The sequence below is a fragment of the Pleionea mediterranea genome (assembly GCF_003148745.1).
GTDB classification, from domain to species: Bacteria; Pseudomonadota; Gammaproteobacteria; order Enterobacterales; family Kangiellaceae; genus Pleionea; species Pleionea mediterranea.
On sequence record NZ_QGGU01000008.1, the window covers coordinates 87094 to 111462 of the forward strand.

The window sequence follows — 24369 nt, forward strand, 5'->3', positions numbered from 1 at the left end:
GATGGGTAACGTCATACAAACAAACATTGCCTCACTAAACGCGCAGCGTAATTTATTTAATACAAACAATGACTTAAGAACAAGTTTTCAACGTCTATCATCTGGCTTTCGTATTAATAGTGCCAAAGATGATGCCTCTGGATTGATTATTTCCAATCAAATTTCCAAGCAGGTCAGTGGTCTTAATGTCGCAATCAGAAATGCTAATGATGGGATTTCACTGTCACAGGTTGCAGAAGGCGCCTTACAGGAAGCCACTAATATCCTTTTAAGAATGCGTGATCTATCTTTACAGTCTGTGAGTGGTAATACAACAGCTAGCGGCCGACAGGCGCTTAATGCCGAGTTTGAGCAACTCACTCTGGAAATTGGACGAATCGTCAGTGATACCACTTTTGCCGGTGCTGCGGTACTGTCTCAGGCAGGCGGTTACAGTGTTAACCTGCAAGTGGGTGCAGAAGCCAACTCAACCGATATAACAGTGACCATTGCCAACTTGAATCAGGCTGCCGGAACCGGCATTACCGTGTCAGCTGAAACCATCAGTACCGCACCGGGAGCCTCCCAGGCGATTACTGCCATTGATGCAGCCATAGATACCATAGACACGCTTAGGGGTGATTTGGGTGCGGTACAAAACCGTCTAACCTCCACCATTAACAATCTACAAAATATTATCGAAAACTCGTCGGCTGCCCGCTCGCGCATAAGAGATACCGACTTTGCTGTCGAAACGTCAAATCTGGCGAAAAATCAGGTGTTACAGCAAGCTGGTTTATCAATTTTGTCGCAAGCCAACGCATCCGGACAAGGAATCCTATCCTTATTACAGGGGTAGACTCATGAATATTTCACAAATCTAGGCCCTCTACCGTACGAAATACCCTTTAAAGGAGAAGTTTCTTCTCCTTTTTTTTCAATGGGTTAACATATTATTGATGAATTTATTCAATTCTTTTTAAAGTCAGCATTTCCATAGCCGATAGATACTCTGAGGCTAGCGTGTTCTCAGCACTGTTAGTCGTACTTTAATGTTCACACTTTGTAGCTAACTGTTCTCAGCAGTTCATCAAAGGTAACTGGAGATCTATCATGGGTAATGTAATTCAAACCAATATTTCGTCGTTAACGGCGCAACGTAACCTTTTCAAAACCAATAGTGACCTAAGCACAAACTTCCAACGTTTGTCTTCGGGTTTTCGTATCAACAGTGCAAAAGACGATGCTTCTGGCTTAATTATTTCTAACCAGTTAAGTAAGTCTGTAAGCGGCTTAAATGTTGCTATTCGTAATGCCAATGACGGTATTTCTGTGGCGCAAACCGCTGAGGGTGCTCTACAAGAAGTAACCAACATTGTATTACGTATGCGTGACCTGGCTTTACAGTCCGTATCAGGTAATACAACAGCCGACGGTCGTACTGCTTTAAACGCTGAGTTTTCCGATTTAGCGGAAGAAGTTAACCGTATCGTTGATGACACAACCTTTGCAGGAACCAACCTGTTTACCGGTTACTCGGTTGACATTCAGGTGGGTGCAGAAGTGGCTGATACAGATGTATCCTTCACCATTGCTGACCAGTCTGGTGCAATTGCTGCAACTTCTGGATTAGACGCCAGTGGTGAGACTATCTCTACTGCAGCTGGTGCTAGTGGCGCGGTTACGGCACTTGATGCGGCGTTAAGTACCATTGACTCTGTACGTGGTGACTTAGGTGCGGTTCAAAACCGTTTGTCTTCTACCATTTCTAACTTACAGAATGTTGTCGAAAACCAGTCGGCTGCACGATCTCGTATAAGAGATACTGACTTTGCCGCTGAAACCTCTCAGTTGGCTAAAAATCAGGTGCTACAGCAGGCGGGTTTATCGGTTCTGGCACAGGCAAACGCCAGTAGCCAGTCTGTACTTTCACTGCTTCAGTAGTTTGAATAACCACCTGATGAACACTTTAGTTCTAATAATCAGGTTCGATCGGATAATGGCTTTAACGCCATTATCCGTGGTTAATCAAGAGGTTTAGGGAAATGGCTACTATACAATCTATAGGCAGCTTTCAGCCGATTCGAGAGTCAGGCAATGGCAAAGATTTGCCAGAGACCTCCTTCACTCACAACACTACTGGTTCAGTTGCAGTTGAAAATGTGAAACAAACGAATCAAGTAGTAGCTCCACAACAACCAGAGGGTTCCGCGAAAGCGAAAGACGGACTGGGTGCAGAGGAGTTACAGCAACAACTGGAAAAGTTTGCTCAATCGGAACAAACCATTCGTCGAAGCCTACGCTTTAAAGTGGATACAGATACCGGTAGTACTATCATCAAGGTCATAGACCGAAAAACAGATGAAACCATTCGTCAAATTCCACCTGAAGAGTTGCTGACATTGTCGAAGCGACTGAAAGAACTCAATGAAGATATGTCAAAGGCCCAAGGTATTTTAATTCAAACCGAAGCCTAAATAGAGAAAGAGCCCTGCTCTTTCTCTTATTTTCACTATACTTAGCAGAATACATCGATGTGTTTTTAATCTATTAACAGCTCTTCTTAGATGCTAGAGGTTAGTATTTGAAATACTCAGATAGTAATAGCTTGTTAAGCAATATCTTGGCATAAGCATTGCTTAACCTAATCTAATAGACAGTTTAAATTACTGCTAATCACCTGTTTGTTAACGTAAATTTATAAACAGACAATATTTGTAAATAGACGATAACATGTAGTGTTTTCGATGAAAGCAACATATATCAACGTCAATTATTTCAGTGATAATTATCTCATTAAATCAGTAAAGTTGACGTTTTTTAAGCCGATATACTTAGTAGTACAAATTAGTCATTCATTTAATTATCAGGCACTTATTTTATGGGTTTAATTACATCAGCAGGGATTGGCTCAGGTATCGATGTTGAATCGATTATTTCAGCTATGCTGAAAGCCGAACGAGCCCCATTAGAATCCTCATTAAATCGTCAGGAAAGTAAAGCCAGTACAACACTGTCTGCGCTTGGCAGCTTAAAAAGCTCCTTGTCATCGCTGACCGATGCACTGGAAAACTTAGGTTCCAGCGATAAATTTCAAATTAACGAATTTACCAGTAGCGATGAAGAAGCCATCACAGGATCAGCTAACTCTTCGGCATCTTCCGGGACGTTTTCCGTATTAGTTGATACCTTGGCACAAGGATCAGAATTGCAGTCTGGTGCATTTACTTCATCTTCGGACACAGTTGGTAGTGGAACACTCACTTTAACTGCTGGTAGTGACACCTTTGATGTAACTATCGATGCAGCAGACACTTTATCCGACATCCGATCAAAAATTAATAACGCTGCAGACAACTTTGGCGTAAACGTAAACTTAATTAATACTGGTACGCAAACTTATCTTGTATTTGACTCTGATGTAACGGGTACTGGAAACACTCTTAGCGTAACCAATGACAATGCATCGCTTGATAGCATTTCTACTAACTTAGTCACTAACCAACCCGCCGGTGATGCAACCATATTTGTTGATAATATTCAGATAACTAATTCAACCAATACTTTTACCGATACCATACAAGACATAACCTTTACTGCGACGAAAGAAACAGCCACAGCTGTTGATGTAACCATTAGTAAAGATATCGAAACAGTAAAAGAAAACATTCAAACGTTTGTAGACAGTTACAACAGCTTTATCAGTACGGCTAACAGTCTGGGGAAAAGCTCAGAGTTGGCTACTGGTGATCTTGCTGGTGATTCCACATTGCGAATGATTGTTTCTAGAGTCAGAAATGTCGTAGGAAACAGTGTTTCAGGCATTACTTCAGGATTCGATACCTTGTCGAGCATTGGGATTAAAACATTAGACACCGGTGACTTAAACTTTGATACCGTCGAATTTGATAAAATAAGCGACGATGCCTTTAGTGATTTATCAGAGCTTTTTGCCGGGTCCAATGGTATCGCAACTCAACTGTCTGATACGGTTGAGCCTTATACTCAATTAAATGGAATTATAAACTTACGCGAACAATCGCTAAATCAGCAACTTGATCGAATTGAAGACAAACGACTCAACCTGGATTACCGACTTGAACAGCTTGAGATACAGTTGCGCTCAAAATTTGGCGCGATGGACGCTTTAGTAAGTCAGTTTAACTTTACAGGAAACTATTTGGCTCAGCAGCTTGCTGCTTTGCCAGGTGCATCCAAATCTTAACATTTAGAGGTTTATTATGAGCTTACGTGGTTTAAATGCTTACCAGAAAACCAGCACTCAAAGTGGTGTGATCGATGCAAATCCACATCGCCTTATACAGATGTTAATGGAAGGTGCGCTTGAGAAAATGTCTAAAGCGAAAGGCTTTATTGATCGTAAAGAATACGATAAAAAATCTCACCACATCAGCTGGGCTATTAAAATAATCAATGGACTAAGAGACAGTCTGGACGCTGACGCTGGCGGAGATCTTTCAAACAATCTGGATGACTTATACGAATACGCCATTCACAACTTAATTACTGCCAACCAGACTAACAACATCGAAAATGTTGATAGCGCAATATCGGTCATTAAAAATATCAAAGAAGGTTGGGATGGTATTGAAGATGAAGCAAAAAAAATATTTTCATCGAATCAGAAAACAGCAGCTGTTTAACATTCAATTCACTTAATAAGAATTACTATGCCATCGATTTTAGAGTCATTAAAACATATTGAGAATGAAACAGAGTCCTATAAAACACTTATTAAGAATAAGCAGTGGGATCAACTATCGTCTTTGACTGTTAAACGGCAGCAAAAGTTAGAAAGCATCTTTAATCAGGATATCGATAAAAGCCTGGTAGATGAAGTTAAAAATAGTATTGAGCGTATATTAAAACTGGATCAAGCATACGCTCAGGAAGTAAAAAATCAGAAAAAAGGTGAAAGTAGCAATATAATTGATATAAAATCAAAATTTAAAGCTGCTAAACAATATAAATCCATTCATGAATCAACCTGATGCACAACTTGAATTTCGCCAGGCAACCATTAATGATCTGGATTATCTAACAGATAGAACCTATCAGCTCCATCAATTTGAAACAAAAGACAGTCTAACCACCCCAACCGTCAAACAAGATTTTAAACGTCATCTTAAAGACTGGCTATCTTTAGAACTCAACCTGCCAGAAAGCATTTTATTCCTATCTTATCTCGACTCGACTGCCGTAGGGTTTGCCCACATAAAAGTAGTCCCTGTAAACAATAACTTTACCGATATAACGCACTATGGACTTGTGCAGTCACTATGGTTAGAAGAAACCTGTCGAAAGAAAAGTTTTGGCAAACAAACTGTTCAGTTTATCGAGCAGTTGTTCAAAGAGCAGCGCCTGCCCTATTATGATGTGGAGTACGCCGCCAATAACAAGGTGGCAGAAAAATTTTGGGACTCAGTTGGTTTGATACCGACTTCGGTCACCTGCAGAAAGCAGTTACAGTAATATACCTTTTATAGCATTAGACAACTAACAAACTACCTCTATAACTATGTCGAGAACCATCTTAAAAATTATCTCAAGAAATTAAAGATCGATAAGTTTTGCACTCTTACAAAACTTGCTTGTGCAGCTTCTAGTGTTGTGGTTTGGCGAGATAACCGACTGGCCGCCTCCACCATATCCAAATCTTGAATTTTTGACAATGTTGTTTTGAAATTGAGCACCAGGCTTTCATTTGAAAAGGTTGCTGTCTCTATGGCGTTCAGTCGGCTACCAACATCGGCTCGGACTAAATCGATGGTATCAAAGGCATTATCAAAGTTTGCGAGTTGAGAATCTAGCTCAGTCTCAAACTGGGCTCGACTTGCCGGAGTCCCCGTAAAGTTATCAACCATTGTGATAACGTTTTGCAGTGTAGTAAAGATATCTTGTCGCTGACTGGGAGCAACATTAAAGCTGTCCCCTGCTGCTGGTGTACCATTCACTTCAACACTTACCCCTAAAAAGCTTATGTTGTCTCCCGGTGAAAATGCTGTAGCAGGCACTATAGTTGTTCCACTATTAACTCCTACCACTTCATAGGTGTTGGCCGCTGTAAAATTAATTTGATAAGGTTCCGCCAAAAACTGAGATGCTCCCTGATAGGAACCAACTGTAATACTGCCAGAGCCTGTATTTGCTGCATTTGCCGACGTTGAAAATGTTTTATTGCCGGTAAATGAACTGCCAAATACTTTTTGCCCAGAATCAGAAATTGCGACACTGGTACCGCTACTAACTTTAAGCTGACGCTGACCATTATCACCTTGATAAATATAATTTCCACTGGCGTCTTTTACATAAGGCTTAGTGTCAGATTGAAATCCTGAAAAAACATATTCTCCATTTGACGACTGGCTGTTTGCAAGCCCAGCTATCGCATCAAGCCGCTCAACAACCTCTGCTTTTAACCCTTGCAATTCTTCCTGTCCGTATATGCCATTACCAAGGGATATCATCAGGTCACGGACGCGAAATAGATTTTCAGTGACACCCGTCAAAATTGACTCTTCAAGCTCGTTATTGTTTTCTGCAAATATACCGTTACGATTAAACTGTTCAGTCAAAGAAATTTCCGTTTCAATATTTAACGCTGATGTGGCTGCAACGGGATCATCTGCAGGGGTCAAAAACCGCCGTTGAGTAGAAATTTGAAGTTGTGTTTCACGCACTTCACTCTGCTTGCGCAGTATTTCCTGTAAGCCGGCTGTATTTATTTGATTACTGGAGATTCTCATAGTTAGACTCTCTACCTTGTAGAATCAAGTACCGTTTGGAATAAAGTTCTGGCCACCTGAATTATTTGTGCGGATGCTTGATACGCTTGTTCAAACTTAATTAGTTTTGCCGCTTCTTCATCTAAATTCACCCCAGATATCGATTCTCGTCGCTCTTTTACCTGATTTAAAATACTTTCAGATGCAGATAAGTTAATTCGAGACTCCTGAGTTCGGGTTCCGACATCACTTACCAGACGACCAAACGCCTCCTGAAAATTAGAAGTACCATTATCAAGCGTATCTTGTTGCTGCAAATCACCAATCAATAAACTGTTTCGGTTATCACCGAATCCATTAGTATTATAAGAAATATTAAAAGTGTCGCCGCTTTGTGGGGCACCGTTAAGCGTAACTTCATAACCATGATTTAAACCAGCCAAAGCCATCATGTCATTTTGCTGATTAGGCACATAACCACCAACCGGCCCTGTAATAACTGCATTGGTATTTGCATCACGAACGTTAAAAGAATTAGGTCCGACAAACTCGAATATTAATGGTGGATCAAGATCACCAGGAACATTCGTAAATTGAGGTGTTGTCGTATCAGATACGGTTACACTACTGACATTACCTGTTCCTATATTACTCTGGTTTTCATTAGCAGCAACCGGTAATGCCGCAGCTATTTGAGAAGGATTCGTTATATTCATACCTATTTCAGCCGCACCATTACGTGTGGGAAACAAAGAGAACTCATCACCATTAGCCGCCGCACCAGCCTCAAATACAATGCTAATTCCTTCCGAAGGCACGGCAACTGTTGTTGGAGTTGCACCAGGAGGAGCAAAACTAGCAACTACCGAATTGGTTGTTTGATTAGTTAAGGTGTATGTACCGCCCTGTAAGGATAATTGATAGTTATCATTGCCCAAGGCATTCACATCATCAATCTGAACCGCGATACTGGCCGTACCGGTATTACCGCTTCCGGCCACAACACGACGCTGCATAGCTGCGATATCATTTATATCATTAAAAAAGTTACTGCCAAGCTGATTATTTAAATCCATTCCCAACTGGCTTTGTGAATTAACACTATCGGAAACGGCCAAAGCTACCCGCCCTAAAACATTATAAGCTGGCTCTAATATTTCTTCTCGAAACCTCAATAAGCCGCCCATCTTTCCACCTTTTATACTTTCTGTGATTGGAATAGACGCGGAACCTGTTTGTAAAACCAGTGACATATTTTTAGGATCGTTCGGACGCGGAACGGCAGATATTTTATTCGCTGTTGCACCAACCACTAACGCCTGACCGCTGCCAATAAAAATGCTCATGGTTCCATCATCAAGTCTTAAAGGCTTAACATCAACCAACTCGGCCAGATCATTAATCAAACGTTCTCGCTCATCCAATAAGTCATTCGGCGTACCCTGCCCGCCGCCTGAAGCAGCGGCAATTTTAACATTAATATCGGCAATACTTTGCCCCAATGCGGAAATCTCTTCAGCTGACGTTTCTAACGCCAAGTTAAGTGAACGAGTTTGTGTATCAAACTGTTCTGTTAACGTTTTAAATCGATCGCTCAGTAATTCGCCCTGACTCAACATCACTTGTCTTGACGCAATAGAGGTTGGATCATTCGACACAGTTTGCACCGCAGAGAAAAAGTTTTGTAATGCCTGATTCAAACCAGTTGATGCATCCGCAACCATGCTGTCGACACGAGACGCTTGATCAAGATATGTTTCTAACTGGTTGAAAACGGACGTATTTGCCGTTAATTCATTTGCAACTGACGAGTTAAACACACGTTTAATAGCGTCTACCTGAGCCCCTGTTCCAACGTAGTTACCACCAAGAAATTGCGGTAGTCGGGTATCGATTTCAGTAACTTGTCGGCTGTATCCTTCGGTATTTGCATTAGCAATATTATGCGATACCGTATTTAGGGCAGCCTGATTGGACAAGAGTCCTGAAACCCCAACGTTTAAGAAATTACCGGCCATAAATAGGCTCCCTACTGAAGACTTGCAACAGTGTTAGTAAAATTATCAATTGGTTGATTAACATAGTGGATATAACTGCAGGTTTCGTACCAAGTATTTGCGAAGGACAATCGCTGGGTGGCTTGAGTGGTGAATGGAATGTAAAAGTTAATGATAAAATTTCAAAATCGTATTTACGGCTTTTCACTTGTTATATTAAACAAAGATTCGCGATTGAATATGGACTTTATTTTTTCGGCATAGTCGGGATCCGTTGCATAGCCGCCTGATTGTATTTGCTGAATGTAAGACTCAGGATCACTGGATTCATTTAATGCATTTTTATAACGTGGATTATTAAGAATAAAGTCAACGTAATCATTAAAGCTCTGTTCCAGAGAGTCGTATGCGCGGAATGACTGGGTTATTTTTTCCGGGATCCCTTGTTTAAATTCTAACGTTGGGGTTGCGACAGACTCACCACTCCAACGGCTATCCGCTTTAATGCCAAATAGATTTAATGACGATTTGCCCTGTTCATTCTTGCCAAAGAATTGCCCCCATCCTGTTTCAAGTGCCGCTTGTGCAATTAAAATTCCAGGATGAGTCCCAATAGCTTTTGCCGCAGATACGGCATAAGGTTTAATTTTATCAATAAAGTCGGACTTTGAAGCAAAGGATAAAGAAAAATCATCTTTACCTGAAACTGCTTTGCCGATGTTTGATTGATTCAATTGAGAGTTATTTACAGAGACCGCCGCGTTATTTTCGACGGCTTGTTTGGCCAAAAGATCTTTCGACTGCTCAGGATTAACCAATAAATTTCGCACCGATACATTCATGGTCATCAATGGATTAACATTGTAGCTTTCTGATGAGTTTGTATTTGGAGAATTATTTGCCTTATTACTCTGATTAATACCCGTATGATTAGAATCAACATTTTTTCCAAGGCTAACATCGGAATAATTAGGTAGCCGAACCTGTGCTTGTTGTTTCTCTGAACTGTCTTTTGGCAAGTGAGCCGATAACTGTTTAAACAATAAATCACCAATACCAAACTGACTGGAGCGCGACAGATTAACCGCCAGTTGTTGATCGTGCATTTCATTATAATACTCAACATCACTACTGTTTAGCGGGCTATCTTCATTTAAAAGTTTATTCGCAGAGCGCATGTTTTTTAACATCAGGTTTAAAAAATAGGCTTCAAATTCTTTTACCGCAGCTCGCAAAGCTTCGCGCTCACCCTGAGGGTTATTTGACTTTAACTTATTCAGAGAGTTTAAGTCGTGATAAACGCTTGGTGATGCTGTTGCCGGTTTTGAGAAGTCCACTATAATGCCTCTGCTTTACCTTGCACTTTCAAACAGTGCGTATTTAAACAGAACATATCTAAACTGCTTATCTTTAAACGGATCAACTCTAAATCGATCATCTCTAAACCAGCCATTCCAAAAGAAATCATTATTAAATGACCACCAGTTGGCCTTGAATGGCACCTGCCTGCTTTAAGGCTTCGAGTATTGCCATTAGATCACCTGGTGCAGCACCCACCGCATTCACCGCTCTAACTAACTCATCAAGCGAAACACCGGGATCGAAATGAAACATCTTTGCATCTTCCTGGGCTACCGCAGCCTGTGATTGTTGTGTTACCGTTGTTTCACCTTGCGCAAGAGGATTAGGTTGCGAGACTTGTTGTGCTTCGGCAATGGTCACCACAAGTGAACCATGAGCAACCGCAGCTTCCTTCAAACGGACATTTTTACCAACCACGATGGTTCCAGTGCGTGAGTTTATAATTATTTTTGAACTGCTATCGGCCGGTTCAACCTGAACATTTTCCAACGCCGACATAAATGCCACACGATGGGATACATCTCTTGGTGCACTGACTTTAACTGAAGTAGCATCCATCGGTTTTGCGGTTTGTGGGCCAACAAATTCGTTGATGGCTTTTGCCAGACGCCGCGCGGTTGTAAAGTCGGGCTGATTTAAATTAAAAATAAAATGATCGCCGTCTGCAAAAGAGCTGGCGACGCTGCGCTCAACAATTGCACCATTCGGTATGCGTCCTGCGGTTGGAATATTAACGGTAACACTTGAGCCATCTCTACCTTCGGCACCAAATCCACCCACCACCATATTACCTTGTGCTAACGCATAAATTTGACCGTCCACCGCTTTTAACGGCGTTAATAACAGTGCCCCGCCTCTTAAGCTTTTGGCATTACCTAAACTGGAAACCGTGATATCAATGGTCTGTCCGGGTTTAATAAACGGAGGTAACTCGGCATGCACGGCAACAGCGGCAACATTTTTCAGCTTGGGATTCAGTCCTTGCGGCAAGGTTATGCCGAATCGGTTAAGCATTGTTTTGAACGCTTGAGCGGTGTAGGCGGTTTGCTCTCCAGTGCCATCAAGACCAACCACCAAGCCATATCCAATCAGATGATTGCTTCTAACGCCTTGAATTGATGCAATATCTTTTACCCGATCGGCAAAACTGTTCTGGCTCATCACCAGCGTACAAACTACAAAAAACGTTACAATTGCCTTCATGGGTTGCTCTCTTTTTTAAAATGGCCACCAACTACTATTAAAGAATCGTGCCAACCATCCGTGACTGTTGGCATCGGCCACCGCACCTGTGCCACTGTATTGGATACGGGCATTCGCCAGACGAGATGATGGTGCGGTATTATCGGATGTTATGTCTTGTGGCCGAATAATGCCTGAGACACGTATAAACTCATCGCCCTGATTAAGCGTAATCCACTTTTCACCACGAACAATTAAATTTCCATTTGGTAATACATTTTGTACGGTTACTGAAATGGTTCCATTTAGTTTATTGCTTTGCTTCGACTCCGCTTCACCTTTGAACTCACTCTCCATGCCAATGTCCATTTCAAATGAAGACTGTCCTGAGTTAAAGGTATAGTTACGGCCACCAATGATTGGGTTCGGTAATGATACATCGGACTCTTTTTTGGTTTCTGTGTCGGCCTGTTTTGAAGCATCGGTTACTTCGGTTAAAATAACCGTGATGATATCGCCGACCTGATTGGCTTTACGATCTTCATACAACAACATTTGGCTGTTTGTTGAAAACAATGAACCATTACTGACGCGTTGGTGTTTTGGTACATCAGGAATTTTGGGCGCAAAGTAAGGATCATCCGGTGCAGGAGGCGTAAAGGATGCACACCCTACCAACCCAGTGATTAACAACAGACTTAAAACAATCAAACTGTAACGGCTCATAATAAATTCTCTAAGCAATAGTTTCTTATTTACTGACTAACATTAAAGCGTTTGATTAACGTACTGCAGCATTTGATCAACACCCGATATAACTTTGGCATTAATTTCATAAGCACGCTGCGTTTCAATTAATCCAATCAGTTCTTCCACTACAGAAACATTGGATGATTCCAGTTGACCACCACGTAAATTACCCAGTCCATCTTCGGATGGATTGCCAATAATGGGTGCACCACTGGCCTGACTTTCTCGAAATAAATTCTGCCCTATCGGCTCTAAACCTGCGGGATTAATAAAATCCGCTAACTGAATCTGGCCCAAATTGACTGGAGCCGGATTATTAGGAACACGGGCCGTAACGATACCGTCGATGCTGACATCAAAACTGGTGGCATCGTCGGGTACAGTAATATTGGGTTGTAATAAAAATCCTGAGCCAGAAGTAACAACCTGACCATCTTCATTTAATGCGAAATTACCGGCACGGGTGTAAGTGGTACTGCCATCTGGCATTAACACTTGAAAGAAACCAGCCCCTTCAATTGCCATGTCCATCTGGTTTTGGGTTAACTGAAAAGAACCCTGTGTAAAATCTTTTTGAGTGGCAACAGTTTTAACACCGGTACCCAACATTAAACCGGACGGCAAATTAGTATTTTGCGACGACTGACTGCCAGGAGCTCGTACAGTTTGATAAAAAAGATCTTCAAACACGGCACGATTTTTCTTGTAGCCAACAGTACTGGCATTGGCCAGATTGTTTGACGTTACCTGCAAATCGGTCGACTGTGCGTCCAAACCGGTTTTACTAATCCAAAGTGCGGGATGCATAACCTTACTCCACCTGTTAATCGGGTTGCGCTACTTATGTATTAACGCTTGTTTCGAATACTTTAGCTCGTTGGCTTTAGTTCGATCCTGTTACTCAACTATTGTAATTTTTAACTAATTTAAAAATTTACTAACCCATTCGAACCAGCTGATCCAATGCTTGTCCATTTTCCTCAGCGGTTTTCATCATTTTCACTTGCAGTTCAAATTGTCGGGATAAACTGATCATTTGCACCATTTCTTCAATGGCATTGACATTACTGCTTTCAATTGCACCATTAATCACATTAACGGCGGCATCTGGCGGCTCAATACCGCCGTCTTTTCGTACAAACAAACCAAACTGATCTTTTGTAAGATCCCCATTATCTGGATTAACCAGTTTAATTCGATCAGCCACCAGTAATTCATTCGGTGCCGCGCCTTTTGGTCGAATTGTAATAGTGCCATCAACACCTATATCCGCTTTTGCAAAAGGCGGTAAAGCAATTGGTCCACCGTTTCCAAGAACCAGATGACCGGCGCCATTTTCCAGTAATCCATTGGCGTTAATTTTCAGGTCGCCTCGACGGGTATAAGCTTCATTACCATCAGCACCTTGCACAGCAATCCAGCCTTCACCTTTAACAGCAATATCAAAATCATTTCCGGTAGTTTGAATGGTGCCGGTTTCAAACTTATAGCCCGGACGTTCAGTGAGTGAAAAAACACGACTCGGATGACCATCACCAAAAGCCTGCATGGATCGTGCTTGCTGTAAATCAGCACGAAAACCTGTGGTGCTAACATTGGCAAGATTATTGGCAGACTTTGCCTGAGCCAACATATTTTCTTTAGCGCCAGACATTGCGAGGTAAACCATTTTATCCATTGTTTAGTCCTGTTTTACTCACTCGTTTAACGGATTATTTATCGAATTTGAATAATGGTCTGTGTGACCTGATTATTGGTTTCGATGGTTCGGGCATTGGCCTGAAAATTACGTTGTGCTGTAATCAAGTTCACCAGTTCCGACGTTAAATCAACGTTGGAAGTTTCCAATGCGCCAGATCGAATTTGACCAAAACTTGATGTTAAAGCTTCACCTGCTAGAGGCTGTCCTGAGTCAATGGTGTCTGACCATGCATTGTTTCCTAATTGTGCTAATCCTTGAGGGTTGGGAAAACGAACCAGAGCAATTTTACCGATGGAGTTCGACTGACCATTGGTAAAGTTTGCTCGTACTACTCCAGACTCTCCAATTTCGATTCCCGCTAGCCGTCCAATGGTTGCACCGTTTTGATCTAAAGTATTAACCGTAAAGGGGGATGCAAATTGAGTAGGTGCATTATTTGCGTAATCAAGTGCAATTGTTTGCGCAGCATTAGAGCCATTGGTAAAACCTAATGCAGCCGTTGATGGATTTGCCGGTACGGTTTGTTGAAAATTACCCGCTGCATCAAACTCGACGGTGTGATACAGCTGACCATTTGCCCCTGCCGTTCCACCAGTAATATCAACTGGGTTACCATCCACGAAGTAATAAGAAGCCCACTGGTTTGGTGCTCCGGCATCTTTAACGTAATACACAGTAGCGATATGACTTTCACCTAATGAATCAAAAATAGTGGATGACGTTGAAGCACTGAATGTTGAGGGTGAGTTAGGATCAAATGCGTTAACATTCAGTCCCGTAGCATTGGCAGGTAAATTAACGCCGATATCAATTTCTGTGGTGGATGTTGGAGAACCGGCGGATTGTGGAATCTGTAATGGCTGGGTACTGGATAAAGCGGTAGCGGTTACGGTGCCATCAGAGTTTGTTGGGAAAGCCTGTAAACGGGCGCCAGCATTATTTACCACAAAACCATTATTATCGACGCCAAATTCGCCAGCGCGGGTAAAGATCTGGTTTTGATTATTTTGACTCGGTTCCAGTACAAAGAAGCCCTGACCTGACACAGCAAGATCCAGCGTATTAGAAGTAAATTCCAGATTTCCCTGACCAAACTGCTGGGCCACGTTTCCTAAAATAACACCATTACCAATCGCTGTTTTTGAACTACCGAGCGTTGATGTTGCAAAAATATCACCAAACTCTGCACGAGAAAATTTAAATCCGGTGGTTGATACATTCGCAATATTATTACTGGTGACATTTAAGTCAGCCTGCGCTGCATTTAAACCACTTAACGCTGTATTAAAAGACATAGTTACTTCTCCAACTTACCCAACATAATGAACAATTATTTGATAAAACGCTCTGCGCTCTATATTCCAATCTCTTCGATATCCGCCAGGTTCACCTGACCTAACCCTGTTAAATTCAACACAACCTGGCCATCGCTGCCACCCAGATTGACACTGTTAACCTGTGCTTTTATCACGGTACCCAGTTGTTCGGTTGTGCCGCCAACCTGGCCGTAGATATTGACGGAATAAACACCTTCGGGCATTCGCTCACCGGTATCACTCATACCATCCCATTCAAACTCAAGATCACCCTGCGAGTAATTACCGATTTCAAACCGTCGAACAACCTGACCCGACGCGTCTTTTACTTCGCCCCACATGTTTTGCGTGGACTGATCTAAACTGACGCGCCCTTCAATACCACCCTCTTCACCCAGATGGCCAACACTTGTCGGCACCATGACACTTCGACCAACCAAAGCAGATGCCTGTAATGCCTGATTTGAAGTCAAGGAAGACGCTAATGTATTAAAGTTTTGATTCAACTCTTCCATCCCGGACAAACTGGAAAACTCCGCCATTTGCGAGATAAACTCTTTGTTATCCATAGGATCAAAGGGATCCTGATTGGCAAGTTGTGTGGTCAGCAATGATAAAAAATCTGACTGGCCTAACTGTTCTTTACGACCCGACTCAAGGTTTTCTTCCTGGTTTAAGCCCAGGTCGCGAAGAATATTGTTTGCATCGTTGTTTATAGTAGTCATTGCTTTATCCGTTGATTTCTACTGACCATTGATTACTGATCGTTTGTTACTGACCAAGATTTAACGTTCGTTGAACGAGAGTTTTAGCTGTATTGGCAATTTGTACATTTGCCTGATAACTGCGAGATGCAGAAATCATATTCGCCATTTCTTCAACAATGTTAACGTTTGGTAAATAAACATTGCCTTGCTCATCAGCCATTGGATTTTCCGGTTGATACTTCACTCTGGGCGCAGCTTCACTCTCAACGACACCCAGTACATCAACCCCTGCTCCCGAATAATTGCTGCCTTTTAACGATTGATAAACCGCACTGAAAACAGGGTGTCGTGCCTTATAGGTTTCATTAACACTACTGGCGACACTCTCGGCATTAGCCATATTGCTGGCTGTGGTATTAAGCCGAACACTTTGTGCGCTCATGCCGGTACCAGAAATTTCGAAAATATTGTACAAACTCATGCTTGCTTACCTTTATCGTTAACTGTTTGTCGCTATAATCATGTTAATTGCTAAATTCATGCTTGAATTACTCGCCCTTCAGAGCCGTTTTCATACCCTTAAACTTTTTACTCAGAAACATCAAAGTGGTTTGATACTCCATGGCATTTTCAGCAAATTTCGCCATTTCTTTTTGGCTATCGACCGTATTGCCATCACCAGTGTCTGGTTGGTTTGGTACGCTGTAAACAACATCACTAAACGCTGAAGAACCTGCTGAAGATGAAATATGCTTCTCATGAGTTCTTAATAAGCCTTTGTTATGACCATTCATGGCATTCTGTAATGCCTTGTCAAAATCTAATGCCTGCGCCTTATAGCCAGGTGTGTCTGCATTCGCCAAGTTATTAGCAATGACTTCCGCACGCTTAGATCGCAATGACAAAGTGTGCTCATGAATGCCGAGTGCTTTGTCAAATGAAATGCCCATTAAATCTCTCCAAACTCTGTTTCACTTAGATAGAGCAATCACTGTGCCAAAATTGGGTATTTGTTTTATTTCAATGAATTAGAGCGATAAATCTATATAATGCTTGGTTAAAAAGGTATAAAGCGGCAAGGGAGATCCGCGAAAGCGGCAACAAACGAAATGTCTGTTTTGATGGGAGTTTTAAATCTATTTGCAGTTATAAATTAGAGCGTGTTTACTTTTTGCGATACACAAGACCCGGATTACAACGAACCATTTCAAATCCGGGAATACTGCTTGGCATAGACTCTGAGGCGCCGAGGAAAAAATAACCACCAGGTTTTAAACAATCGGCCATTCCTTTGATCACCTGAATTTTCAGTTCCGCTGAAAAATAGATTAAAACATTGCGACAATAAATAACATCGTAACGATTAATGCTCCGATAAGGTAATTGCATCAAATTTAACGTCATGTATTTAACCCGTTTCTTTAACTCGGGCTTAAGTAGAAAGCTACCAGTGCTCGATTGTTCAAAGAAACGTTTTTGCCGTTCTGGTGATAAGCCACGGGTAATTTCAAGAGGCTGATATTCCGCCCGCTGAGCCTGTTTTAAAATACGGCTCGAAATATCCGTCGCCAATATATCCACCTGAGCCGGAATTTTATGACGAAACGCTCCGCTGTAGGCTTCTTCTAATGCAATACTGATCGAATAAGGCTCCTGCCCTGACGAACAGGCCGCGCACCAGATATTCGCACGCGACTGCCCTTTGCTCTTTAACTCAGGCATTATATGCGACATTAAATAGCTAAAAGGGAAGCCATCACGAAACCATAGGGTTTCATTGGTGGTCATACGGTCGATGACTTGTTGCAGAAGCACATTACTACCAGGCCGCGCTAGCACCTTTAGCAGATCACCAAAAGATTCTAAACTATTCTCTTTCAGGTAAGCGCTAAGCCGACTGGAAACCAGATACTGTTTATTATCACCCAGTAATATTCCCGTTTTAGTATGTAACAGCTTCTGAAACTCACTGTATTCACTTGCAGAAAGTATCATTTAATTCTGAACGCCTACTTTAATCTTGTTCTACTTCAAGTCGTTTTTGTACAGCACTCGCCAGCTCATCAGGGTTAAACTTGGGAATAAAATCGTTCGCGCCTACTTTCTTGACCATTGCCTGATTGAACACACCACTCAATGAAGTATGTAATAGCACCCACAAGCTTTTCAGTTGATCATGCGCTCTGATTTCAGCCGTTAAGGTATAGCCATCCATCTCGGGCATTTCAATATCGGAAATTAACAATAAAATTTCATCATTAATCACTTTTCCTTCAGACACTAAACCGAGTAAGTAATCCAGCGCTTCTCGACCGTCTTTTTTGGTTACCACGTTCATACCCAACTGTTCGATTGTTCGCTTAATCTGATTACGAGCGACCGCCGAGTCATCGGCAATTAGAACGATTTTATCTTCAGGTTCTTTACCCGCCGATTTTGCCAGAACTTCTTCGCTAACCACATCACTTGTGGGTGCAATTTCGGCCAAAACCCGCTCCACATCGATTATTTCAATCAACTCATTATCAATTTCGGTAACGGCGGTCAGATAATGATCATTTCCGCTGCCTCTGGGCGGTGGATGAATATCACTCCAGTTCATATTAACTATTCTTTCAACCGAGTTAACCAGAAAGCCCTGGACTCCTCTGTTGTACTCTGCAATCACCACAAAACACTTATCAAGATTTTCAAGTGCCGGCCCACCCGTTGCCAGACTTAAGTCCATGACCGATATGGTATGCCCACGTATATGTGCGACACCCCGCACTACATTGTGCCGTTGAGGTATTTGAGTCAGTTCAGGGCATTGCAACACTTCGCGAACTTTAAAGACGTTAATGCCATAAACCTGTCGTCCTCGCAGCTTAAACAATAACAGTTCAAGGCGATTCTGCCCCACCATCTGGGTGCGTTGATTAACACTATCAAGAATACTCGACATTAATTTCTCCGATGTCTGCAAATTGTTACAGAAGCACTTATTAAACGTTAAAGCACAGTCGTTAATATTAACGGCACAAAAGTTGCTACCTTTAATCCCATATCAGTTAATTTAGTGAAACTGCGAGGCTTAGGTCACTTTTTGTACTGCTTTATAATAAAGCGCATAAATAACCCTTAGCTTTTTTGAGATTATGCCGATAAGTATTAAAACTGAATATTTATAGCATAGCCCAAATTTATTGAATTGCAGTATTCAAGGCATTAATTTGGAGTTTATATAATTGAGCCAAGCTTATGAATTTAGGTAAATTTTTAACTCACACTCTGCTGCTATCATTATTTGCTAGCTCACCCGTGGCTAATGCAGAAGCTCAACCGGTTAAAACAATTATCAATACGGCAAAAACTTTCCTTCAGGAGCACTTTTCTGCCGATAAAAATCAGGTTGAAATCAACATAGGTAAGGTTGATCCCAGGTTGCGACTGTCAAAATGCAGTCAGCCACTAAGCGCTTTTATTCCGCAAGGTACCGATCTAAAAGGTAACTCAATTGTTGGCATACGCTGTGTCGGCGTCAAAAGCTGGCATATTTATGTTCCGGTATCTCTTGTTATTAAACAAAATATACTGGTCTACAATAAAACCATGGCAAAAGGTGACCGCGTTTCAGAAGCCGACATTGAATTTAAACAGGTCGATATTAGCCAGTTAAGACACACGCCTCTAATCAAGAAAAGCCAGATTGTTGGTTCAATATTGAAACGTAGAGTGCTTGATGGCCAAACCGTTAATGCCCGAAATGCCTGCATGGTGTGTAAAGGCGATAAACTTATGATCACCACCGGCAACAAGCGGTTTTCAGTATCTATGGCGGGCACGGCTTTAGAAGACGGACATTATGGTGAACGCGTGTTAATTGAAAATTTACAATCAAAGCGTGAAATTTCTGGAACAGTAGTTGCAGAGAAAAAAGTGACGATTAATTTATGATAAACCTTGAGTTTATTGAAACACAACAACAACCCCAAAAGAGCATAGCAATTTATGGTTATTGATGTACGAAACGTTGGTTCCGGAAAAATCAGTACCAACAGTACAAAAAGTAAAAAGCTGAAAGACAATGCTGTCAGTAATGCTGATGATTCAGGTGATACTGCTGCTGACTCTGTGGAGCTCACCGGAAAAGCGTCACAAATTCAATCGTTAATAAAGCAAATGATGTCGTCACCGGTTGTTGATAACAGCCGTGTCGAACCGGTTAAAGAAAAAGTTGACCAGGGGCGCTATGAAATAGAACCCGAACGAGTCGCCAATAAAATGCTCGACTTCGAAGTCGGCTACAGTAAAGTGAGATAAGTTATGCTTGATTCCAATGTCACTAACTTTTTAAAGACAGCAATGTCTCGTGAAGAAACCCTATGTCAAACACTGTTTGAGCTACTGGCTGACGAACAGAAATGCTATGAGACACAAAATATCGATGAAATCTCAACAATTCTTAAAGAGAAGTCGAAATTATTGGATGAACTTGAAAAATCTTCCGAGCATCGACTGGCTGTATTTGGTATCAAGTCACTGCTTAAAAATCATCAAGATATTTACGAACAACAAATAGCCAATAACACTGAGCTACTCGATCAATGGAAGTCACTTAAAACAGCCATGTTTCGCTGCAAAACACAAAATGAAATAAATGGGCGGATCATTGACCTGTCGCAAAAAAGTCTGGAGCGTACTGTTAATATCTTTAAACAGTCACTGCGTCCTAATAACTTAACTACCTACTCCTCTAAAGGAAAGGCACAACAAACGCAGCTTCACATCAGCAGCGCTAAGGCATGATTTTTTAAGCTAACCCAGAATCACTAGCCCAAGCACCTCCGTTCTAACACAACAATGAGTTGCATTTATAATTAGATTTATTTCAGATTATAAATTGCAACTCATCTCATCGAGTGTCAACTTCCAAACATTTGTCATCAATTGACAGTTCAATGTTAATGGTTAATCGGCTGAACGACTTTCCATTTCAGCGTATATTGACTTGGCTTTATCGGCATTTTTAACAGCGCCGGATTCGACTGCTTCTTTAGCCCACTCAACAGTTGTTTTACCGTCGTGTTCTTTAAAGGCGATATCCGAGCGCTCCATTTTACGTATTAAAAATGTCGATACCTGGCTTGCTCCAAAGTAAGTTGCTGTCCGAAGCAAGCTGCCACCTTTAAAATCACCTTCAGGCTGGCAAACAAACCCTGTATAAGTTTTTCGAAGATCAAGGTTGGCAGAACGAAGCTTTTTACGAATACTGGTGCGGTCATCATTTTTGATGTACTCGCACAAAGCAGAAGATAACCGGTTGATTTCATCCATGGATGAATGAGCCAAACCTGTGCTAGTGATTAGCAAAAGAACGAGTATGTATTTCATTGGTTTCTCCAAAAAATAACAAAAGTCATGTTAATTATTTAACGGAGATAAGAGCGATTTGGGGACTGGCTATCGTAGATGTGCTGTAAACCCGGAAACTCCGCTGCCGTAGGTAACCCCTTTTACAGGTTGCCCCTTAGGCCGGTAGTTTTGCGCCCTGCACTTTTCAGTTCAGGTTGCCCTTATCAAGTTTCAGCACGAATTATAGGCTAATTTTTGTTTACTGCAATAAAAATATAACGCTTTTTCCAATTATTGTTCAGCGGCGTTTACTTATCACAGACTGTATACGACTGAACAGATAACCGAGCCCTCCAAGGGCAATACCAAAGTAACCTAATACCCGATACAAATTAGAGCCTGACTCCCGGCCAAAATAGAAAAACAGCACGCCTGCCAAAAATACCACCATGGAACCGTAAATAATCATTTGCATGCGATTCTGTTTTTTCAGGCGACTTATTCTGGCGGCACGCGCTAAATCTTCGTCGGTTGCGCCTTTCATTGCATAGCCACAATGAGTGCATATATTGGCTTTATCAGAAATAGGCTTACGACATTCTGGGCATTTAATTATCGCCATAATCAGTCTCCGGACTCTACTAATTGTTCCAATGTTTTTGACACTACTTCAAAGACATCTTTGGATAGGTTAGGTTTATTTTTAATTTTTTTCAGTTCAGCAGCCACCTGCTTTTGACGCTGCTTGTCAAGTTTAGCGGCGCCCGAAAACTGCTTCGAAAGATTCGCCGCAATTTGTGCGTTAATAGAATCTAGCTCAAAAACAGTATCGGCAATTAAACGATAACCCTTGCCATCTTTTCGATGAAACTGGGCAAAGTTTAACCCGGCAAAAGCGGAGTAAAGTGAACGAACTTTATTAGGATTCTTTAAGCTGAAAACAGGATCTTGTTTTAACCGCTCAATTACCTCAAACACATTGTCTGAATCAATGGTCGATTGCACCGATAACCACTTGTCCATAACCAGCGGTTCTTGATGCCATTTTTTATAAAAATCATCGAGCATTGATTGAGCCGGCCTAACCTGCTCATGTGCCGCTATGGATAGCGCACTGATTTCTTCAGTCATTAATTGCGCCTGACTAAACTGCTGCTTTAAAAGCTCAGCATGCTCGTCACTGGCACAAACCAAATAACTTAACGCTAGATTTTTGATACTGCGACGAGCAATAGAGTCCTGATCCAAAGACTTATCTGACAACTGATGCAGCGACTGGTATTGCTTGAGCCAGTCTTGCTCTAAAGACTTGGCCAAAAAGTCCTTTAACGAACGACGACGCTCTATTAAAAAGTCCACGCCTTTCGAACTGTGTGACTCGAACAATGTTTTAAGATCGGGAATGACCAGTGCTCTTGCTTTAAAAGCATTATCCAGCGTTGAATCATTCAGTATTTGTTTAAACGCTTCGGCTATATTAGACATGAGCGCATCATTGCCAGATACAATGCATTGTTCCATCAGTTGTTGACCGGCATCCCAACGGGTGAATGTATTTTCATCGTAAGCAAATAAAAAGGCTAAATCGTCGTGTGTATAGTTGACGTCAAATTTAACCGGCGCCGAAAAGTCTCTGAACAATGAAGGAACCGAAGATTCATCCACCTTATAAAGCTCAATAACTTGTGATGAGTCGGTAATGTGTATCAGCGTTTCAGTGACTTTATTGTCCTGCTTTTCTAGCGAAAATGACTGAGGTTTTCCTGAACGACCAACCAGGCCAAGCTTTAATGGGATTAAGAAGGGTTGTTTAGATGAAGGATGTTGATTCGATTGTTTGACGATAAGCGTCATTCGCCCCTCATCTTTATGATATTGATAGTTTATGGATACTTGCGGTGTGCCCGCCTGACTGTACCAATGTTTAAACTGCGATAAATCAATGTCACTGGCATCAGCCATGGCACTAACAAAATCATCACAGGTAACGGCCTGACCATCGTGACGTTCAAAGTACAACGCCATTCCTCGTTGAAAAGCCTGCTCACCTAACAGGGTATGAATCATTCGAATGATTTCAGCACCCTTGTTATAAACGGTAACCGTGTAAAAGTTATTCATTTCAATGTATTCATCTGGCCGAATGGGATGGGCCAAGGGGCCGGCGTCTTCTGCAAACTGATGACTGCGGATCACTTTCACATCATCAATGCGTTTCACCGCTTTAGAGCGCATATCTTCGGTGAAAACCTGATCCCTGAATACCGTCAGTCCTTCTTTTAAACTCAGTTGAAACCAGTCTCGACAAGTAACCCGATTTCCTGTCCAGTTATGAAAGTACTCGTGACCAATAACACTTTCGATGCCTTCAAAGTCCTGATCCGTTGCCGTTTGTGGATTGGCCAGAACATATTTGGTGTTAAATATATTCAGGCCTTTATTTTCCATGGCTCCCATATTGAAGTCACTTACGGCAACAATCATGTATAAATCCAGATCGTATTCGAGGTTAAATCGCTGTTCATCCCATTTCATGGCATTGATTAGCGACTGCATGGCAAAGTCACTCTGATCGAGTTTGCCCTTATCGACATAGAGTTGCAGCTTTACGGTACGACCACTTTTGGTAATAAATTGATCTTCCAGTAAATCAAGATCACCCGCTACAAGCGCAAACAGATAACAGGGTTTTAAGAAAGGATCTTGCCACTCGACAAAATGTCGGTTGTCGTCCATATCACCACTGGCTACAGGATTGCCGTTAGAAAGCAATAATGGATAGCGTGACTTATCGGCCTCGATTCGCACATAAAAACGCGACAACACATCGGGTCGATCAAGATAATAGGTAATTTTACGAAAGCCTTCGGCTTCACACTGGGTACAAAATTTATCGCCCGACTTATACAAGCCTTCTAATGAACTGTTGTCTTGTGGCAGTATTTTACAAACAGTCACAAGTTCAAACTCATCGGCAACTTTTGTGAGCTCAAGGCCCTCGTCGGTAACCTTGTACTCATCGGCACTCAGCGCTTCACCATTCCATAATATGGATTGCAGCGTCAGATTTTCGCCGTCAAACTGGATTGATTTTGCTTCAAGGTCTGCCTTTGGGTTGCGGCGCAACAAAAGTCGCGACTTCACCAGAGTTTCTTGCTCATTCAATATAAATGTTAAATGGGTTTCAGAAATTAAAAAGTTGGAAGGCTGGTAATCCTTTCTATACTTTGTAATCGGTGCCGAAGAGTTTTTCATAGAGGTGTCTCAAAGCCTTTAATTCAATTGATATTTATG

General features: G+C 41.7%; 26 protein-coding genes and 1 riboswitch. Of the genes, 10 read left to right on the top strand and 16 right to left on the bottom strand.

What is annotated here, in order from left to right:
• The first annotated feature begins 1 nt into the window (after position 1).
• The 7 genes from C8D97_RS11745 to C8D97_RS11775 all read left to right on the top strand — a co-directional run bounded on the left by C8D97_RS11745 (position 2) and on the right by C8D97_RS11775 (position 5472).
• Complete coding sequence (locus tag C8D97_RS11745; protein ID WP_109763974.1) at positions 2-838, top strand: flagellin N-terminal helical domain-containing protein; 837 nt, start codon at positions 2-4, stop codon at positions 836-838.
• 254 nt (positions 839-1092) lie between these two features.
• Positions 1093-1923 carry a flagellin N-terminal helical domain-containing protein gene (locus C8D97_RS11750; protein WP_109763975.1) on the top strand — a complete coding sequence of 277 codons (831 nt, stop codon included), beginning with the start codon at positions 1093-1095 and terminating at the stop codon, positions 1921-1923.
• 101 nt (positions 1924-2024) lie between these two features.
• Entirely contained in the window at positions 2025-2456 is a 432-nt protein-coding gene (locus C8D97_RS11755) for a flagellar protein FlaG (RefSeq protein WP_109763976.1), read from the top strand.
• A gap of 404 nt (positions 2457-2860) precedes the next feature.
• On the top strand, positions 2861-4204 hold the full coding sequence (fliD, locus tag C8D97_RS11760; RefSeq protein WP_109763977.1) for a flagellar filament capping protein FliD: 1344 nt from the start codon (positions 2861-2863) through the stop codon (positions 4202-4204).
• Positions 4205-4220: 16 nt separating this feature from the next.
• Positions 4221-4643 (top strand): flagellar export chaperone FliS, encoded by a 423-nt coding sequence (gene fliS, locus C8D97_RS11765; protein ID WP_109763978.1) that lies wholly within the window; start codon positions 4221-4223, stop codon positions 4641-4643.
• 27 nt (positions 4644-4670) lie between these two features.
• Positions 4671-4991 (top strand): flagellar protein FliT, encoded by a 321-nt coding sequence (locus C8D97_RS11770; RefSeq protein ID WP_109763979.1) that lies wholly within the window; start codon positions 4671-4673, stop codon positions 4989-4991.
• Positions 4978-5472 (top strand): GNAT family N-acetyltransferase, encoded by a 495-nt coding sequence (locus C8D97_RS11775; RefSeq protein ID WP_109763980.1) that lies wholly within the window; start codon positions 4978-4980, stop codon positions 5470-5472. Before C8D97_RS11770 ends, C8D97_RS11775 begins: the two co-directional genes overlap by 14 nt.
• Before the next feature lie 68 nt (positions 5473-5540).
• Here C8D97_RS11775 and flgL read toward each other — a convergent pair whose 3' ends face one another.
• The 13 genes from flgL to C8D97_RS11840 form a co-directional block, all read right to left on the bottom strand.
• The gene (gene flgL / locus C8D97_RS11780) at positions 5541-6746 is read right to left on the bottom strand and encodes a flagellar hook-associated protein FlgL (RefSeq protein ID WP_109763981.1); all 1206 of its coding nucleotides are present in this window, start codon (positions 6744-6746) and stop codon (positions 5541-5543) included.
• Positions 6747-6757: 11 nt separating this feature from the next.
• A complete protein-coding gene (gene flgK / locus C8D97_RS11785) occupies positions 6758-8743 on the bottom strand; it encodes a flagellar hook-associated protein FlgK (protein ID WP_109763982.1) in 1986 nt (661 codons plus the stop codon).
• Between the two features lie 173 nt (positions 8744-8916).
• Positions 8917-10059 (bottom strand): flagellar assembly peptidoglycan hydrolase FlgJ, encoded by a 1143-nt coding sequence (gene flgJ / locus C8D97_RS11790; RefSeq protein WP_170115231.1) that lies wholly within the window; start codon positions 10057-10059, stop codon positions 8917-8919.
• A 133-nt stretch (positions 10060-10192) separates the two neighbouring features.
• Entirely contained in the window at positions 10193-11287 is a 1095-nt protein-coding gene (locus C8D97_RS11795) for a flagellar basal body P-ring protein FlgI (RefSeq protein ID WP_109763984.1), read from the bottom strand.
• A 15-nt stretch (positions 11288-11302) separates the two neighbouring features.
• Positions 11303-11992: a flagellar basal body L-ring protein FlgH gene (gene flgH, locus C8D97_RS11800; protein WP_109763985.1), complete on the bottom strand. Its 690-nt coding sequence runs from the start codon at positions 11990-11992 to the stop codon at positions 11303-11305.
• Between the two features lie 42 nt (positions 11993-12034).
• Positions 12035-12823 (bottom strand): flagellar basal-body rod protein FlgG, encoded by a 789-nt coding sequence (gene flgG / locus C8D97_RS11805; protein ID WP_109763986.1) that lies wholly within the window; start codon positions 12821-12823, stop codon positions 12035-12037.
• A 130-nt stretch (positions 12824-12953) separates the two neighbouring features.
• Positions 12954-13694, bottom strand: a complete 741-nt coding sequence (gene flgF, locus C8D97_RS11810) for a flagellar basal-body rod protein FlgF (RefSeq protein ID WP_109763987.1) — start codon at positions 13692-13694, stop codon at positions 12954-12956.
• 38 nt (positions 13695-13732) lie between these two features.
• Positions 13733-15013: a flagellar hook protein FlgE gene (flgE, locus tag C8D97_RS11815; RefSeq protein WP_109763988.1), complete on the bottom strand. Its 1281-nt coding sequence runs from the start codon at positions 15011-15013 to the stop codon at positions 13733-13735.
• Positions 15014-15072: 59 nt separating this feature from the next.
• Positions 15073-15759 carry a flagellar hook assembly protein FlgD gene (locus C8D97_RS11820; RefSeq protein ID WP_109763989.1) on the bottom strand — a complete coding sequence of 229 codons (687 nt, stop codon included), beginning with the start codon at positions 15757-15759 and terminating at the stop codon, positions 15073-15075.
• A 46-nt stretch (positions 15760-15805) separates the two neighbouring features.
• Entirely contained in the window at positions 15806-16222 is a 417-nt protein-coding gene (gene flgC, locus C8D97_RS11825) for a flagellar basal body rod protein FlgC (RefSeq protein ID WP_109763990.1), read from the bottom strand.
• Positions 16223-16289: 67 nt separating this feature from the next.
• Positions 16290-16691 (bottom strand): flagellar basal body rod protein FlgB, encoded by a 402-nt coding sequence (gene flgB / locus C8D97_RS11830; RefSeq protein WP_109763991.1) that lies wholly within the window; start codon positions 16689-16691, stop codon positions 16290-16292.
• 214 nt (positions 16692-16905) lie between these two features.
• Complete coding sequence (locus tag C8D97_RS11835; protein ID WP_109763992.1) at positions 16906-17736, bottom strand: CheR family methyltransferase; 831 nt, start codon at positions 17734-17736, stop codon at positions 16906-16908.
• 19 nt (positions 17737-17755) lie between these two features.
• Positions 17756-18685 (bottom strand): chemotaxis protein CheV, encoded by a 930-nt coding sequence (locus C8D97_RS11840; protein ID WP_109763993.1) that lies wholly within the window; start codon positions 18683-18685, stop codon positions 17756-17758.
• Positions 18686-18981: 296 nt separating this feature from the next.
• Between C8D97_RS11840 and flgA the strand changes: the two genes are divergently transcribed.
• The 3 genes from flgA to C8D97_RS11855 are packed head-to-tail and all read left to right on the top strand — an operon-like array spanning position 18982 to position 20529.
• Positions 18982-19677, top strand: coding sequence for a flagellar basal body P-ring formation chaperone FlgA (flgA, locus tag C8D97_RS11845; RefSeq protein ID WP_109763994.1), 696 nt, complete (start codon positions 18982-18984; stop codon positions 19675-19677).
• A gap of 54 nt (positions 19678-19731) precedes the next feature.
• Positions 19732-20043, top strand: a complete 312-nt coding sequence (gene flgM / locus C8D97_RS11850; protein ID WP_109763995.1) for a flagellar biosynthesis anti-sigma factor FlgM — start codon at positions 19732-19734, stop codon at positions 20041-20043.
• 3 nt (positions 20044-20046) lie between these two features.
• Entirely contained in the window at positions 20047-20529 is a 483-nt protein-coding gene (locus tag C8D97_RS11855; protein WP_109763996.1) for a flagella synthesis protein FlgN, read from the top strand.
• Between the two features lie 162 nt (positions 20530-20691).
• On the opposite strand, the gene C8D97_RS11860 is transcribed toward C8D97_RS11855, so the two are convergent.
• From C8D97_RS11860 to pepN, 3 genes are all read right to left on the bottom strand, one after another.
• Positions 20692-21114: a DUF3718 domain-containing protein gene (locus C8D97_RS11860; RefSeq protein WP_109763997.1), complete on the bottom strand. Its 423-nt coding sequence runs from the start codon at positions 21112-21114 to the stop codon at positions 20692-20694.
• 90 nt (positions 21115-21204) lie between these two features.
• Positions 21205-21305, bottom strand: a riboswitch (cyclic di-GMP riboswitch).
• Positions 21306-21373: 68 nt separating this feature from the next.
• Positions 21374-21697, bottom strand: coding sequence for a zinc-ribbon domain-containing protein (locus C8D97_RS11865; protein WP_109763998.1), 324 nt, complete (start codon positions 21695-21697; stop codon positions 21374-21376).
• Positions 21698-21699: 2 nt separating this feature from the next.
• A complete protein-coding gene (pepN, locus tag C8D97_RS11870; protein ID WP_109763999.1) occupies positions 21700-24330 on the bottom strand; it encodes an aminopeptidase N in 2631 nt (876 codons plus the stop codon).
• Between the last annotated feature and the right edge of the window lie 39 nt (positions 24331-24369).